Origin of the sequence: Paenibacillus taichungensis (genome assembly GCF_003287275.1) — a bacterium.
GTDB classification, from domain to species: domain Bacteria; phylum Bacillota; class Bacilli; order Paenibacillales; family Paenibacillaceae; genus Paenibacillus; species Paenibacillus taichungensis_A.
Window position 1 is genome coordinate 535815 of sequence record NZ_QEVW01000014.1, and the last position, 16306, is coordinate 552120.

Below are 16306 nucleotides of genomic sequence, written 5' to 3' on the forward strand. Positions count from 1 at the left end.
AGTTTTCAACTCGGCCCGTTTTCCAAACAAAAAAAGATGCATCTGCATTAGACAGACACATCTTTTTAGTTTGAATTATCCCCTCTATAATCCCTTATCTGCATATGATCTGAAATCTTCCGTAACTGCTAACCGTTTGCTTCCTTCCAGGTAAAAGCTATCATCTGCTCTCCAGGTATGACTTTTTTTATTTTGTCTCCGGTGATACACATAGTTATATGGTGACGTAGCATAAGTTTTGAATCCTCTTTTTCTGCATTGTCTTAGAAAGGTTACATCTTCTCCAACGGAACGATCCGTGAAACGAACCTTCTTCAATATCTCCCTTTTGAACAGAAGTGTGCCGCCTTGTATAAATTCCACATATTTATTCTTTTCTTTGGGTGATCTCACCAGCAGCGTTTTTGAAGCACCCAAGTAAACCAAACATGAATGTTTGCCCACAATATCGCTTTTCGTTCGTTTTAGTCCATTCACTTGTTCTTTCAAATAAAATGGCGAGTAGTAGTCATCATCATCAAATTTGGCGATCAACGGGAATCGGGCTCGGGTAATCCCGGCATTCAGGCTTTGTCCAAGCGATATGCTTTCTGGTACTTGATATACGCTAACATTTGCATGTTTTCGAACGCGATTTTGATATAATTGCAGATTCATGCTGTCATGATTCAAAATGATGATTAGCTCTTTTGCCTTATAGCGCTGTCGATTGTAATTTTGCAGGATATTGTCAAAGAATTGTGGCCGATTGGTACATACTATAATAGAGACACCGTTTCCCGTTTTATTTGCTGTCATGACATACCCTCTTTTCTGCACAAATATGTTTTTTCATCATACGTTCAGAAGTAGAGAATGGTATAGACGAATCGATAGCGTATAAAAGGCCAAAAAACCCTCTGTCCTCAAGATCAGGACAAAGGGTTTTTAAATTCATTCTAGGCTTGATTGGATTCGTTCATGTAAACGGCTTTACCTGTGCGAGCAGACTCATAGAGTGCCTCCAGGATCTGTGAAACTACCAAAGCCTGTTTAGGTGTTACAACCGGCTCCAGATCTTTATCGATCGCTTCGATCCACTTTCTCATCTCTACATCCGGCGCACTTTCACTCTTCCCATCGTAGAAAGCGACCCCGCCTGCACTCAGTTCAATTTCGTTGGTGTACAAACGGCTGAATTTCTCACCATTGATGCGCAAACCATTCTTCATATCCGCACCTGCTTCGCTTCCGCTCAAGCTGCATTTCGCTTCATCCACATCCAGTGAATTGAGCGCCCAGCTGGACTCCAGCATAATTGTCGCGCCATTCTCCATTACGATCATACCAAAAGCGGAATCTTCAACCGAGAATTTCTCCGGGTCCCAAGGGCCCCATGCATTGGCTGCATTTTCTCTTTGTGAAAGCTCGTGATACGTTGTGCCCAGAACAACCTTCGGTTGATAGTTATCCATCATCCACAGTGTCAGGTCAAGTGCGTGTGTACCGATGTCAATCAACGGTCCGCCGCCTTGTTTCTCCTCATCAAGGAAAACACCCCAAGTCGGTACCGCTCTTCTTCTAATCGCATGTGCTTTGGCAAAGTAAATCGAACCCAGTTCGCCAGCTTCACACATCTGCTTCAGGTATAAGCTGTCTTCTCTGAAACGGTTATTGTATCCGATAGTCAGTTTTTTACCAGTACGCTCCGCTGCTTCAAGCATTTTTTGCGCTTCAGCAGAAGTCTTGGCCATTGGTTTTTCACACATAACGTGTTTTCCGGATTCCAGTGCAGCAATCGAAATCTCTGCGTGAGAGATATTTGGCGTAAGAACATGAACAATATCAATTGTCGCATCCTGAAGTAATTCTTGATAATCCGTGTATACCTGTGCTTCGGCACTACCATACTTTTCTTTGGCTTCTTCGGCACGTTCCTGAACGATATCGCAAAAAGCAACTAGTTCTACATTATCAAGCCTGCTCAGACTTGGCAGATGTTTGCCGTTTGCAATCCCGCCACAGCCAATAATCCCTACACGATACGTTTTACTCATATCTAATCACCCTCACTTTTGGTTTGGTTGTTTCATTTTACGGAAAGCCGATGGGGTCATCCCCAGACGCTTGCGAAAAACAGCATGCAAATAATTCGCATTGGTAAACCCTGAAGCCAGGGCAATTTGCTCGATGGAAACATTACTTTCTTCCAGATTGCGGCATACCGCGCGCAGGCGGATATCCTCCAACACACGGCTGAAAGGCATTTCCGGTTGAACCTGATAAAAGATGCGTTGCAGTTGTCTGCTGCTAATATGCAGCTTCTCCGCTACATTCTCCAGCGTTACTGCCGAAGGATGATTTGCCTCCATATACTGAATGGCATAATCGTACCTGTACACCGACATGTCTCGCACGGGAGCTTCCGCCCGATTTCCTCCGATATCGTAGGCTCGGACAGTCTTCAGCAGAATACTGATCACCTGCTGCTTAATAGACGTGTAATATCCGATCAGTTTTCGGTCACAAGCCTCATAGGCTTCCAAGAAGCAATTCATGGCGCGATGATAATCATGTACCGGAACAAGCGGAAGTGTTCTAAGCTTTTCGATCGTTTCCTCTGATTCTGCTGCCTCCCACGGATCTACACCCTCTCTGGGATGTTCGATGATATCCACGTGTAGGCATAATTCATCCATGGCCTCTTGTGAATCCGCCTCCTGATAATGAACAAGACCCGGGCCCGTTAAATACAGCATGCCTTCAGAGAGCGGATGCATCTCATCCCCCAGAATGACTTTCCCTTTCCCTCTAGGGATGAAATGTAACTCGAATTCTGCATGGTTATGAAAATCAACGATTCTGCCTGCTGGAAAAGAAGTCAGATGAAATCGCAGTACGCGTATTTCGTAGTGCCCCCACAGAATCGAGACATCCAGCCTTTCCAGGATATCCTGTCGTTCAAGCATCTTCTCAAAAGGATATCGGCTCAATGCGGCACCTCCCAATACCCTATCCCTGTAACTCCTTCAAGGAGATTTTGCGCCCTTCCTTCGCAGAAAGGTTGGCCGCCTCCATCAGGCGAGTTAACTGAGTAGCCGTCTGCAAATTCTCGGTAGCAATCGTATCATTTTGAATATGGGATACCCACTGGCTGAATGCGCTTTCTCTTCTGTCCAGCAAAGGAATTTCCGTCCATTCTTTCTGTTGATCTGAACCAACATTCGTGCGAATCAATAGCTTATCGTCCGGTGTTCCGTATAACAGTGTACCCTCTGTACCATGCACTTCTATCGCAAACGGCGAATGACTGTTCACAAATCCAGCCTCGACCACACCGATCGCTCCGGAATCCGTAAATAAGGTAGCTACCGCATTATCTTCCACTTCTTTTCCAGTAAAATATCCAAAATTAGCATTAACACCTGTCACTTCTTGACCCAGGAACAGATTCGTCAGATACATCGGATGACAACCGAGGTCAATTAGTGCCCCTCCCTGGCAATCTTTTAGATCGTAAAAATGCTCAGGCAACCAATTGGCAATCGCACCGTTATGCGATAGACGCACACGAACATAAGTTACCTTACCAAGTAGTCCTTGGTTCAAAACATCTTGAATCGTTAATGTATATCCATCGTTCAAACGCGGTAAAGAAACCGTCATTTTCACTCCGTTATCCTGTACATCCGAAATGATTGTATTTACTTCTTTAATAGTTGAAGCGATAACTTTCTCTGTAAAAATGTGTTTGCCCGCTTTTGCAGCAGCAGTAATCACTTCTTCGTGAAGACGTGTCGGTGCATCTACAATGACGGCATCGATGTTGTCCTGTGCCAGCATATCTTCAAGCGAAGCATAGAATGGTACATTCAGACGTTCAGCAGCTTCCTGTCCACGCTTGGCATCTTCATCCCATACAGCAGCCATCACCGTATCTTCGTGCTCCTGAGCCTGTTTAATATAATCCCAGGCATGTACGTGCCATAAGCTTATTTTACCTATTCGAATGGTCACTATGATTAACCTCCATACTATATGATATTCTGACATCTAACTATAAATTAACACAGACCTGATCTAATTTTAATAGGAACTTACGACAATAACTATATAAAATTACGACATGAATCAGAATGACCTTCTTAAGAAAACATGCAAAAAAAGCTTCCTGCTCACCAATTCGTGATAATAGGAAGCTTTCGCTGCATGTAACCGTTCGAAATCAAGGATGTCCAAAGTTAGGTTGAAGATTTTATGGCTTATGATCTGTGTAACGGAAGTACCGGATTACCTTGCGATACATCGTCTTGTCTTTTAATTGATTAAATATATAAGGGTCCGGCTTGGCATTCACTTCAATGACCCAAGGTTTCAGACTTTGATCCAGTCCAATATCCACGCCAATTCCCTTCAATCGCGTGTATTTCTTATTCATATGACGAGCGATCACAACACCAAGCTCATTCATTTCCTGAATCAGTTCTTTGCTGCGCTTGGCGGATACGTGAGATTCCAGTAGTTTGTGAATATCCACTGGCTGACCGCCGTTATGATAATTGGTTACTATTTTTTGGGGATGTGCAAGTCGGCCAATGACCCCCGTTGCTTCCCACAGCTGTTTTGGGCTTAACTGCACCATGACGCGGATATCAAAGCGCCTTTTATTGTGTTTTAGCAGATGAATCCCTCTCTGAATAAGATAGCTTCTCTGATTTACAACATGTGCAAGACTTTTATGGAACGAATCGAAGCTATTGAACGTCAGACGCTTTTGATTTATCTGATACGCAAAATCCTGTTGATTTTTCATCTCAGCCCTTATTACGCCCATTCCATGGGTTCCTATTTCAGGCTTGATATATAACATCCCATATCTGGCTATCATAGATTTTAGATTCACCTTGTTAAACTTTTGTGTATCAGGTATGAACGGTTTTATTGAGTCATTATTGATAAGCTGCTTTGTTTTAAGCCATTTGCTTCGTAACGGTTGTGATTTCTCAATACCCACAGATCGTTCCTCCTGTTTTCAAATTCAACACATTCGCTGTTACATTAATCTGATGCATCATATGCAATATCATTGAACGAATCTTAGGCAATACCTCCTGAATTTACACACAAAAAGCCGACAAGCCACTATCTCGTGAGCTTGTCGGCTTTCAATTTACATGTTCAGATCATCATTTCTGTTTCTATTTGAAGCTGAACTGGATTATACGCCTCTTCTTGATTGTTCGATTATGGCAACAGATTTTCGTCAACTGGGACATTCGTGTCGGGAGCTTCTGCTGCAGATACGAACAACCGTCCGGGCGCTTCCACTTCAACTTTATTCCCCGCTGCGTCCTGAGCACGGATCACGATCACTCCACCCTCAAGCACCAGCGAAGAAGCAGTTGTATAGGTGCCTGTATAATGACCAGCTTCCGTTTCCACCAATGGAATCTCTGCGCCAGCCTGTGTGCTCAAATTGGATGGCAGTTCAATCCGGAAAGAGGCCTGTAATTTAGGGTTACTGTCGAACGAAACTGTTACGGTTTCTCCTGCTACAATCCGTACATCCTCAGCCGGAGAGATATTGGTCAGTTCAGGCAAAGACGTTTCCACATAAACAGTCCGTGTCACGGTTGTTTTATTGCCTGCAATATCTGTCGCAATGATTGTGATCGTATTCTTGCCCTCATTCACAAGTACGCGGTGATTAAAGCTTCTATTTTGCTCCAATTTCACCTTCTGTCCGTTAATGGTCACTTTGTCGAGGAATTGGTCCTGTACATCTCCGGTTATATGAACCACTTCGGTGTTGATTCGACTTCCTTCTTCAGGTGTAAGGACCGTTAGCACAGGTGCTGTCTGATCCAAGATGACCACAACTGGAAGGGAGCGATCCGTTGTTTTTCCGTTAACTACTGCCTCGGCAGTTATGGCATTAACCCCTGCACGAAGTTTAACATTCAGCTTGAATTTTCCATTCTCCACTGTTGTGGTTCCCGCTATTTCTTTTCCGTTATAAATCTTAATTTGGGCTCCAGAAGCTGGAGAAGTTCCCGATACATCAAATGTCGGCTGGTTGGTATAGGTGTTCGTCGGTTGCGTCAGTACAGGTGCATTCACCGGATATTTCACAACTGCACGAATCATATAATTACCCTCTTCTGCTGGTGCAGTACTCCATACACCGCCTACACGCTGCCAGCTCCGCCCTGCATTCACACCATTTTCATCGGTTGCGAGTCCTGGTGCGCTCGTTCCAACTGCAGTCTGAACATATACGATATAGAAATCGCCTTGTACCACTACTGGCTCGGGAAATTCAACGGTTGTCCACTGATTATTGCGCAATGCCGTACCGTCGAACGGTCCCGCCAGCAATCGGCCTGGTGCTCCACCCGATCCAGTGGCATCATAGACGGCATATTTGAATGCTGTTCCTCCTGGTACTGGCCACTCCGTATTCCAGAATCGAAGTGATGCACCTGTAAGCTGTGCTGTCTCCAATTCTGGTGTCATACGTACAGCCCATGCATTATCTGCGGCCACAAAGGCTCTTGCATTTTCAGCCGATCCATCGTCATAAGCAATTTCTCCAGGAAATCCAATAAATGGTTTTAAAGTAACTTTCGCTTCGGCTGTACCATTCCCAGGCACTGTTACATTCACAGTTTTGCTATAGTAGTCCGTTGCGATGATCGACAGTGTATAACTTCCTTCCAGAACATCCAGAGTAAATTTACCATCTGCTCCTGTGCGAACAGCGCCTACTTGAGCATCTTCCAACACGAGAATTGATGCTCCAACAATAGGTTTCCCTGTACGCTCATCGCTCACAATACCTTCAATCTTTCCTTGAGGAATGGTTTCCAGATTGAAGTTGGCTGTTGCTCCACTTCCATCCGTGATGGTTACCGTCTTCGTTTGAGGATAATAGCCATAGGCCTCAGCCTTCAACGTGTAATCACCAGCCACATGAGTGAAACTGTATTTACCTGTCGTTGGGTCCGTCTTCACGGAACGTCCTGTTTCCAGAACGGTAACCGTTGCACTTGCAGGCAAGCTTTGAGGCGTTACAGAGCCTGCTCCAGGTTTCTGTATTTCAGGCTGTTCCTGTTTGGTTTTATTGAATTCAGCCTTGTCCGTACTTGAAACTTTGTACCAAGCATTATCATATTCCGGCTTAGGCTTGTCACTGTTCAGAACAATCGCCGTATCTTCCGTAACCGTCTCAGCGGCGATACCCAGAATGCGGAAGTCATCGATGTACCAGCCTTGCTTGACGACACTGCTGTCCGAAGTCAATCTGAACCGGAATTGAACTTCATTCCCCTTCAGTGCAGCCAGATCGTAGAATACTGGAGTCCATTGTTTTCCATTTGAAGAATGAGAGAATTTACCAAGCTCCGACCATGTGTTGCCACCGTCTTTCGTGGCTTCAACATAACCATAATCGTATCCACTTTCGATTTCATACCAATGATTGAACGTCAGCGTAGCTTGATCTACCTGGGTTAAGTCTACAACTGGCGAAACCAGAGAGTAGTTTGAACCGTTCTCATAAGTGCTGTCCAGATCGGTTGCCCATACATTTGGCGGAGAAACTGCATTGGCAGGTCCAACGACGGGAACTCCCCGTTCCCACTCATCCTTGGTGCCGGAATGAGTCCAGCCATTGTCGCTGCTACCATCAAAGTGGTCGATGAAGATATCTTCCGGGACCTCCACGGTCACGGATACCTCATTCGACTTGTCACTCTCATTGCCACTATAGTCAAGAGCGGCTACCTTATAAAAATAAGTCGAATTTGTTACTGTAGCCGTATCCGTAAATGTTGTTGATGATGTATTTCCGAGCAATTCATAACCTGAGCCGGAATTCGTTGAACGATACACGTTATAGGATTTCAGATCCTCATCGTCCGATCCCGTCCAGGACAAGTTTACGTTCCCCAGAATGTCGGCAGAAGCGGACAATCCGCTTGGCGCTCCCGGAGCAATATCATCTGGAGCTTGTACGGAAAAGTCATCAATATACCAACCAGCCTTTTGAACGGAATTGTCACTGGTCAGATTAAACTTGATAAATACCTGTTGGCCGGCGTAGTCACGCAAGTCAATATATTGAGTTTTCCAACCTCCACCGGCACCTGTAAAGCTCAATGCCTCTTCAAATACGAAATCACTATCCTCTGTTGCAATGTACACTTTGCCAAAGTCGATATTGCTCTCCAAATCATACCAGTGCTTGAAGGATAACAAAGCTCCCTCAGAGCTCTGGGTAAGATCAATTGGTGGTGCGAGCAAGTAGGCATTGCTGTTGGCTGCATATGTCCCTGTCAGATTGGTTGCAATCACCTTGTCACCAGAGTATGCACTTCCCGGTCCACTCGTTGGTGCTCCCCATGCCCAGGTGTTGCCAACTCCCCCCGAGGTAAAGCCCAGATTGTCTTCCTCAAAGTCTTGCAGATACCCAGGCTGAACTCCATTGGAGACAGCGACCTTATAAACTTCACTCTCAAATCCGTTATTGCCATAATCATTGACCCGGATATAGTACTCCAAGCCTTGTGACTCGATCAGAAATGCCGGAATTGTCGCTGTGTAAGTTCCATCTTTGGCATCCCCAGCTACTCGATTCATCGGCAGATATACGTACTGGCTCGTGCCCTTTGTTTTGGCAAAAGCCTCTACTGTGGTTACACCGACATTATCGGTAACACGTGCAGTAAGTGGAATATCAAGTCCCGTAAAAGCAGAATTGACAGGCGTATGTTCCAGGACAGGCGCTTCTAGATCGTCACCTGCTGTGACAACCCTGCCAGATACCGTCCCTATACCTTCGAGGACGGAGCCCACAGCATCCAGTGCATTGATAATACCGTGACCGTAGCCGTTATTGGGCGAAGTTGGATACCGGCTGTCTGTTCTCGGTGTCGCTGTATCCATAATAATTTGCTCCAACTGATCAACCGTAAGGGAATGATTGGCTTGAAGCAGGAGTGCGGCCAGTGCAGTGGTATGTGGGCCTGCCATGGACGTGCCGTTCCAGCCACCCTCGTATACACCGCCCGGAACAGAGGAACGGATGTTAACACCTGGAGCCGAAACTTCCGGCTTAATTTCCTCATAAGGGGAAGGACCCAGAAGGGAAAACGAAGCTAGATTCCCGTTGATATCCGTTGCTCCCGTTGCGAAACTCTCTGGATAGTTCGCAGGGTTCGCGACTGAACCTGGACCTCCCGGATTCGTCAGTGTCACATTCCCGGCTGAGAATTCCGGAAAAATCTGTGCATCACGCCAAGCTTGTACCATTGGACGGAACCACTCGTCCAATCCTGCGCCACCACCCCAGGAATTGTTAACCACATCCGGGGCAAGCTCAGGGTGCAAGTTTCCTTCAGCATCCACTGGAGCAATCAGCCATTGCCCGCCATCCAGTATAATGGCATCGGTCGTACTCGGATTGAAAATTCGAACAGCAATCCATTTTGCTCCGGGTGCAACCCCGATTTTGTTGGTGCCATTCGCTTCGGAGCCTACCATGGTACCCATTGTATGTGTACCATGGCCATCTCCATCCGCAGGAAGGGAAGCATGGCTATGGGGATCATACCAGCTTAGCTCGGGATCAACGACATTTCCCGAAGCATCAAGCCCTCTCCATTTGCTGCGGAGTGCTGGATGGGTGTAATCGACCCCGCTATCCAGGTTGGCAACAACGATACCTGTACCGTCGATTCCTCTATCCCAGACTGCTGGCGCGTTGATAGAATCGATGTTCCATTCAACGTTCTCTGTCTGCAGGCTCTTATCGTTAGCAGCCGCACTTTCCTTCTTATCTGCCTCTTTGGCTGGTGACTTGGCAGACTCCGTTGCTGGAGCAGCTGTTGCACTTTCACTACTGATCTCGGTTTTCTGCATATAACGCTGCTCGTTAGGCAGTATTTTATCCACTTCGGGAAGAAGTGCAATCTGTTCCATGACTTCCTTCGTGCTCGTTACTGCGAGTGCATTAACGATAAAATAGCTTTTATATTCTTTGACCTTGCCAAGGTCAAGTTCCTTTTCAAGAAAACTTTCCAGGGTATACTGGGATCGTGAGGCCGTTTCCCGCAGAGTACTTACAACCGTGCTTCGCACGGACAATTTCGTTGCCGAAGCCGTTTGCTTGTCAATCGTCGCCTTTTCCAAGGCTAGCTTGGATACTGAGGCTGTATCTACCTGTTCTTTCATTTTCACCAGATAAGTAACATAATCATTGCTCTCAAATTCCTTGCTCAGCTTTGCGTTAACTTTGGAGGTGGTGATCTTGCCCGAACTGGATTTCATGTCGATCTTCTGCGATGCGGCGTTTTCAGCTGAAACCGGATGAATGATAGATAATGCAAGGAGAAGCGACAGGCCCATGGAAAGCGGCTTACGCAAACGATTCATCTTTATCAAACTTTTCCACTCCCTTTACCCGGTTTTTGTAATACAGTGATTCACTGTATCCATTTCTTTAAATGAAACGATGAAACAACCTCAACTGGACAGACTGATTGCGTTTACTTACATCAAGCCTCACCTCCTTTACAGGACAGGTTATTAAATTACATCGTATGTGAAAGATTATTAGATAGCCAATTTCAGCGTATATATGGAAGAGGTGGACTTCAAATTAATCCATCTTGTGAGCGGAAGTTTATTCGCATGCATTAAGGAGGGTAATCACCGGCGTTAGCAAGAACGCATACTTTACATGGGAGTATTATGGACCTGGGTAGAACGGGAGATTTCTTAACCTATGTACAAACAAACTCTTAAAATTACATATAATATAAAATTTAGAATCAAATTGTATATTTATGGTATATTATAGAGTCACAAAATGAGATATACAAGCACTTTTATAGAAAAATATAGAAAATAAGCCTTTTTAATGCTTTCATAAGTCTAATGACTCTCTGTAATGCATCTTCTTTTCGCGAATACGAAAACTCTGACGTTTCGATTGATTCAAACAGTTCTTTTTAACTATATCTGATTCATTCACATCAAAAAGAACGATGCGAGATACTTCGCGCCGTTCTTTTGGGGTTCTTCCAAACCATTCCCGTCATGAGCGTTGCTTCAGACGATCCAACACCAGATACACAACAATGGCATCATCCAGATAACCAATCGGAAAGAGATAGTCCGGGATCAGATCGGCAGACGAAATAAAGTATAATAACGCACTACCGATCAGAGTACGATCGTTCTCGGGTGTAATCTCATCACAGTATTGAATATACATTTCCTTCAAGTGATCTATAAACGGTCCCGCACCGTTTATCTGATTGATTTTTAGCTCAAACTCCTTACATATTATTCGATGCCCTTCATCCGTACGTGCGTATTGTTCATACTTAACCATCTCCTGTTCTATCCGCTCTGTTGTTATATCGAGGTCCAATAATTTCGTATGTTGCAGAACCGTTTTGATCGATTCAAGCGAATCCAGAATACCCCGCTCAGTCTCTCTTTTGACATGATTGATTTTGTAGCCTGTAGCCTCAATAAGATGATCCAGTGAAATGTCCAACTGTTCGGAAAAAATCTGCAAATGTGTGAGCTTCGGTTGCTGCTTCCCGTTCAGAATCCGAGAAATGGTAGCCGTGTCCATTCCGCACAACGTACTAAATTTGCGCATCGAGAGCTCACGTCTGGCAAGTAGAGGCTTGATCAAATCTCCAATATGGCAATCCTTTGTTTGATCATTTGCTCTCACCAGCATCCCTCCAGAGATATGATCGATAGTCTAGTATATGGGACAACGTGGTGAAAGTTTACCTTATTCTTTCTTCATCAACAACGGTTTGTTGCATTTTTCTCAAGGACGGGCACATGAATCTCAACACGACATACATTAAGAGCAGACTACAGATCATGAGGTGATTTTATGGCGTGGATGCTTATTCTTGCTTTGGCCGTCTCTTCGAGTCTTGACAATCTGGGTGTCGGACTATCATACGGGATCCGAAAAATCAGAATCAGCCTATTTTCGAATTTTTTGATCGCCGTTGTTTGTTTATTGTTCAGCTATTCAGGTATTTTGTTCGGAAAATGGATTTCGATCGTGCTTCCTGGCGTTTTTCCTATACTGCTGGGGACATTCATCCTACTCGTTATCGGTTTTCGTATCATCTTATTATCGGTTCCCCGCAAGAAGAAAGATCACGAAGAGACCGACTCTCAAACCCTCGGGATTGGGTCTATTTTGCAAAATCCAGAACGGGTAGATTTAGACAAATCAAACCATATTGGAATCCTTGAAGCATTGATTCTGGGCGTTGCTCTTTCGACAAATGCACTGACGAATGGTCTAAGCGCCGGGCTGATGGGCCTATCCCCCTTGTATATTTCCCTTACCGCAGCCATCGGCAGTTTTGTTACCGTATGGTTTGGCGTGTGGATGGGGACCAAAGCGGCTAACGTTCGTATTGGTTCGTTCACATTGGGACAGTTCGGAACACTTGTCAGCGGGGTTCTCTTATTGTTGATTGCAGCCAATAATTTGTTCTAATCTTGTATGCCAAACTCCAAGAAGGAGACATCTGATCAGATGTCTCCTTCTTGGAGTATTTTAGCACTATTGTTGATAGATCCTTATCTGCCTCAGAATCCTTGGTTATACACCCGCTTATACTATTTCAGCGCCATAACCACTTCTTCACTGGAGCGAATGCGGCCCAATCTGGGGAAAATGGTTTTACAAACGTAGTCATGCTCTTCCTTGGTAGCAGCCGTCATTGCATCTTCAACAAAAATCTGTTGATAACCGTGCTGATAAGCTTCTCTCGCTGTAGTATCCACACCGATCGACGTGGAAACGCCACATAATACAATGGTATCTATTCCCCGACGTCGCAACTGGAGATCAAGATCCGTACCGAAGAACGCACCCCATTGACGCTTGGCAACCGTATGATAAGGAGTATGGGCAGTCATTTCAGGCACGAATTGATCCCAGTCTGCGCTAAACTGAATCGCTCCCCGTTCCATATCCGTTTTTGGTTTCAACATGTCTTTTCCATCGACTGACGAGACTTTTACAAGCACGACAAAGGCTCCCTTTTCCGTGAAAGCCTGTGCTAACTTGGCCGCATTCTGCACCACCTGCTCACCTGTATGTGGAGCCTGTAGCGGGCTATTCACAATCCCCTTTTGCAAATCAATCACAACCAACGCTGTTCTTTCGGCTGTAAGCTGCTCAGCTTCTGCTTTTTTCAAGTTTTCCATGATCTTCTCTCCCATTCGTTTCAAGTTTTTTGTAGACCTTAAAATACACCCAGCCAGCATTGATCAATATCAATGCGCTGGTAATCAAGAACACATATCGTATTCCCATCCAGGCAGCCACTTGTCCACCTAAAACGGCACCGCCGAATACTCCTAGATATCCTGCTGACATGTTGAAACCGAACATTCTACCTGTAAGTGAAGCTGGTGTAATTTTTTTGATCAGAGTATTCACCGAAGGAATCAGCCCGGCTGCCGCCAATCCCAATAAAAAACGCAGGCCCATCAATTGCCACGGACTCGCTACAAACGCCTGTGCTATGAAGAGAATTCCGGCAGCTAGAAGAGCAACCAATATGACCTTCTGTGCGCCTATTCGGTCCGAAAGCCTGCCCAACCTTGGTGCAGCAATGAGATTGGCGAGTCCTGATGCCGAGAATACGATTCCGGCCAACAGAGCAACATGCGAAGTGTTACCGGAAAGCTGCGTAATATACACGGTAATGATAGGCTCCACCGAATATAAGGCCACAGTGAGTACAAAAAAAGTAACGAATAAGTTAATCGTCAAACTTTTCTCGGGCACTTTTCGCCATACTTCCCTGAGGCCAAGCACCACTTTGTCCTCTCTCGTGAACGATTCTTTCACAAACAAGGCGGTCGTAATAAAGGCTATCATCATCAGCCCACCCGTTATAAAAAATGAATTCTGGAGTCCCCAATTCACCCCGATGAAACCACCAATTGTAGGTCCGATCAAGGAACCTGCAATGTTGGCCGTTGAAAGTGTGCCCAGAGCATAGCCCGCATGTTTGGAATCGGTTTGGGTCGCAATCAGCGTCGTACAGGCGGTGCTATATCCTGTGATGACACCCTGTAGTAGCCGAAGTCCAATGAGCATGTACACATTTGTTGAGAACCCCATACAACCTACTACTATAGCCATGCCCAAACTCGCTCGAAGAAGCATCGGTTTCCTTCCCCATCTGTCGGCAGCCGCTCCCCATATGGGGGAGAAAATGGCAGAAAGTACAAATGTGATGCCAAAGGCAATTCCGGAGAATTGGGCAATCGCTGCTGAGTCGTTCACACCAAGCTGTTTGATGTACAGCGGCAAAATCGGTGCGATCTGGCTCATCCCAACTCCGGTCACAAACATTCCAAACCAACATACAATCAAATTTTTTTTCCACAGCGGCATATCAACAAGCCTTCCTCCCGCTTCAGAATCATATCCTCATCTTAGCGATCAGAACGGCTGTACACCATGCATTATGTTAAACTCCATGGACATTTTTGCTGTAAAATTCCGTTGGACTCATCCCTTCCAATTGTTTAAATAACCTACTGAAATAGAATTCATCCGTGTAACCGAGTAACTGCGCAACCTCTTTAACTTTGTTGTTTCCTTCCAAAATGATCTCTTTTGCCTTATCCATCTTCAGTTTGTTGAAAAATTCTATGATGGAGTATCCTGTAATCTCTTTGAAAGCTCTTGATAAATACGGGGCTGATAACTGTACGAGCTCAGATAATTCGGTCAAGGTGATTTTACGATGCAGATGTTGATTCATATAGTTGATGATCTTTTCCACTTTCAGGGATGTCGCATAATTACGATGACGCTTTTTTACATTTTGGCCGATCGCGATAATCAACTGCTGTAATAAGGACTTGGTGCTAAACTCATAACCCGGTAATTTCGTATACCAGGTCTCCACCATATGTTTAAATACTTCTTCCAATTGGTAATAGTCCTGTAATTGCTGGACAGCAGGCAAGGGAAACACCTCTACGTCATTGTTCACAGTCCATGTATTATCATTCTGCTCGATCCGGACATAACTGAAGTGAACCGAAAAAAAACTGATGGGATTTTTAAAGTCAATCTCTATCAAGTGAGGGACATCCGGTTGAAGATAGATTAGAACGCCTTCCTGAATGGAATATCTTTTACTATCGATGGTAATCTCCGCTTTCCCACCTGTAATAAATATAAGTTCATGATGCTGAAGCGTTCGCACTCCTTTATTTGAAAATGTTCGAAGTTCTTTCGGCTTTCTTGAGTTGCAGTATAAAATATGGAAAAAGAGCTGTTCTATATTCATGGTTTCCTCCACGCACATATCGTCTAATTTTATTATTCACTCTTCCAGTTCACCTGTTCAGGATTTCCAAAGAGTAGCATGTTTAATATACAGGGACATTCAGCTGATGATGGTTTCTCAGTTAATTCATTCAATCCTGTTTGTGTCGAAGATAAACCTAAAAGAACAAAAAAACAAGCTGTCTCCAATTCAAATGGAGCGCAGCTTGTTTCATCAATTTATTAATTCTGTTGTTCGCTAAACTAAATCAGGTAATGTTCACGCCACCACTTGCATAACCGACAACGGTATTCACGAGTGTGAGTCCGGTAGCCGTCGCCGAGAACACCAACAACAGACGAGTCTGTGCAGTCACAGGGATAGCCAATCCGGTTGTTATACCATTGGAGATGCTGCCCAATGCGATAATACCTGTAAGTGGAGGTGCCAGTGTCACGACAGCTCCAGGAACAGCCGTAAATGCGTTGTCTGGCGTAGGCGAGCTGAACAGTTGTGCTGTGATGGTTACCGTTGAACCAACCAAAGATAAGGCTACGGTTGTGCTAAAATACGCAGCTATGGAAGTTATAACTCCATCCCTTGGAGCCGAAAAAGCAAAGTTAATGAGTGGTCCAACTACCGATCCTGTTAAATCAATGGCGCCTCCCACCAAGCTGATTCCCGTTGCTGAGCTACCGAAACCAATCAGGCTTGTTGTACCAACCAATCCACCAACGATCGTAGTCAAAATGGCTGGACCACCAGAAGCAAAAGGAATGATCGCTCCCGAACCTGTAGCTCCTGTAACGCCTGTAATACCAGTTACTCCGGCCAAGCCTGCGGCTCCCGTAGCACCAGTCACACCAGTGACGCCGGCTGTTCCTGTCGCTCCAGTCACCCCTGTGGCTCCGGCCGATCCCACGGCTCCCGTAGCACCAGTCACACCAGTGACGCCGGCTGTTCCCGTTACTCCAGTC

The 16306-nt window shown here is 45.2% G+C and carries 12 protein-coding genes; 1 reads left to right on the forward strand and 11 read right to left on the reverse strand.

Features of this window, described 5'->3' with window-relative positions; genetic code table 11:
- Positions 1-84 precede the first annotated feature (84 nt).
- The 7 genes from DC345_RS22250 to DC345_RS22280 form a co-directional block, all read right to left on the reverse strand.
- A complete protein-coding gene (locus tag DC345_RS22250; RefSeq protein ID WP_113054967.1) occupies positions 85-798 on the reverse strand; it encodes a glycosyltransferase family 2 protein in 714 nt (237 codons plus the stop codon).
- Between the two features lie 140 nt (positions 799-938).
- The gene (locus DC345_RS22255) at positions 939-2036 is read right to left on the reverse strand and encodes a Gfo/Idh/MocA family protein (protein ID WP_113054968.1); all 1098 of its coding nucleotides are present in this window, start codon (positions 2034-2036) and stop codon (positions 939-941) included.
- A 12-nt stretch (positions 2037-2048) separates the two neighbouring features.
- Positions 2049-2972: an AraC family transcriptional regulator gene (locus DC345_RS22260; RefSeq protein WP_246318147.1), complete on the reverse strand. Its 924-nt coding sequence runs from the start codon at positions 2970-2972 to the stop codon at positions 2049-2051.
- A gap of 19 nt (positions 2973-2991) precedes the next feature.
- Positions 2992-3996 carry a Gfo/Idh/MocA family protein gene (locus tag DC345_RS22265; RefSeq protein ID WP_258530760.1) on the reverse strand — a complete coding sequence of 335 codons (1005 nt, stop codon included), beginning with the start codon at positions 3994-3996 and terminating at the stop codon, positions 2992-2994.
- A gap of 238 nt (positions 3997-4234) precedes the next feature.
- Positions 4235-4993 (reverse strand): YheC/YheD family protein, encoded by a 759-nt coding sequence (locus tag DC345_RS22270; protein WP_113054970.1) that lies wholly within the window; start codon positions 4991-4993, stop codon positions 4235-4237.
- Between the two features lie 230 nt (positions 4994-5223).
- Positions 5224-10422, reverse strand: coding sequence for a S8 family serine peptidase (locus DC345_RS22275; protein ID WP_113054971.1), 5199 nt, complete (start codon positions 10420-10422; stop codon positions 5224-5226).
- 655 nt (positions 10423-11077) lie between these two features.
- The gene (locus DC345_RS22280) at positions 11078-11737 is read right to left on the reverse strand and encodes a DUF1232 domain-containing protein (protein WP_113054972.1); all 660 of its coding nucleotides are present in this window, start codon (positions 11735-11737) and stop codon (positions 11078-11080) included.
- A gap of 165 nt (positions 11738-11902) precedes the next feature.
- Between DC345_RS22280 and ytaF the strand changes: the two genes are divergently transcribed.
- Complete coding sequence (gene ytaF, locus DC345_RS22285; RefSeq protein ID WP_113054973.1) at positions 11903-12526, forward strand: sporulation membrane protein YtaF; 624 nt, start codon at positions 11903-11905, stop codon at positions 12524-12526.
- Positions 12527-12648: 122 nt separating this feature from the next.
- On the opposite strand, the gene DC345_RS22290 is transcribed toward ytaF, so the two are convergent.
- The 4 genes from DC345_RS22290 to DC345_RS22305 form a co-directional block, all read right to left on the reverse strand.
- On the reverse strand, positions 12649-13242 hold the full coding sequence (locus DC345_RS22290) for a hydrolase (protein WP_113054974.1): 594 nt from the start codon (positions 13240-13242) through the stop codon (positions 12649-12651).
- Positions 13214-14443 (reverse strand): multidrug efflux MFS transporter, encoded by a 1230-nt coding sequence (locus tag DC345_RS22295; RefSeq protein ID WP_113054975.1) that lies wholly within the window; start codon positions 14441-14443, stop codon positions 13214-13216. Before DC345_RS22295 ends, DC345_RS22290 begins: the two co-directional genes overlap by 29 nt.
- A gap of 76 nt (positions 14444-14519) precedes the next feature.
- Positions 14520-15266 (reverse strand): AraC family transcriptional regulator, encoded by a 747-nt coding sequence (locus tag DC345_RS22300; protein ID WP_258530762.1) that lies wholly within the window; start codon positions 15264-15266, stop codon positions 14520-14522.
- Positions 15267-15597: 331 nt separating this feature from the next.
- On the reverse strand, positions 15598-16306 hold a 709-nt coding region (locus DC345_RS22305), incomplete at its 5' end, for an exosporium glycoprotein BclB-related protein (protein WP_309304344.1).

Coding starts and splice junctions, on each gene's coding strand:
- ytaF (WP_113054973.1), top strand. CDS start 11,903: ATGGCGTGGATGCTTATTCTTGCTTTGGCCGTCTCTTCGAGTCTTGAC.
- DC345_RS22255 (WP_113054968.1), bottom strand. CDS start 2,036: ATGAGTAAAACGTATCGTGTAGGGATTATTGGCTGTGGCGGGATTGCA.
- DC345_RS22250 (WP_113054967.1), bottom strand. CDS start 798: ATGACAGCAAATAAAACGGGAAACGGTGTCTCTATTATAGTATGTACC.
- DC345_RS22290 (WP_113054974.1), bottom strand. CDS start 13,242: ATGGAAAACTTGAAAAAAGCAGAAGCTGAGCAGCTTACAGCCGAAAGA.
- DC345_RS22295 (WP_113054975.1), bottom strand. CDS start 14,443: ATGCCGCTGTGGAAAAAAAATTTGATTGTATGTTGGTTTGGAATGTTT.
- DC345_RS22280 (WP_113054972.1), bottom strand. CDS start 11,737: ATGCTGGTGAGAGCAAATGATCAAACAAAGGATTGCCATATTGGAGAT.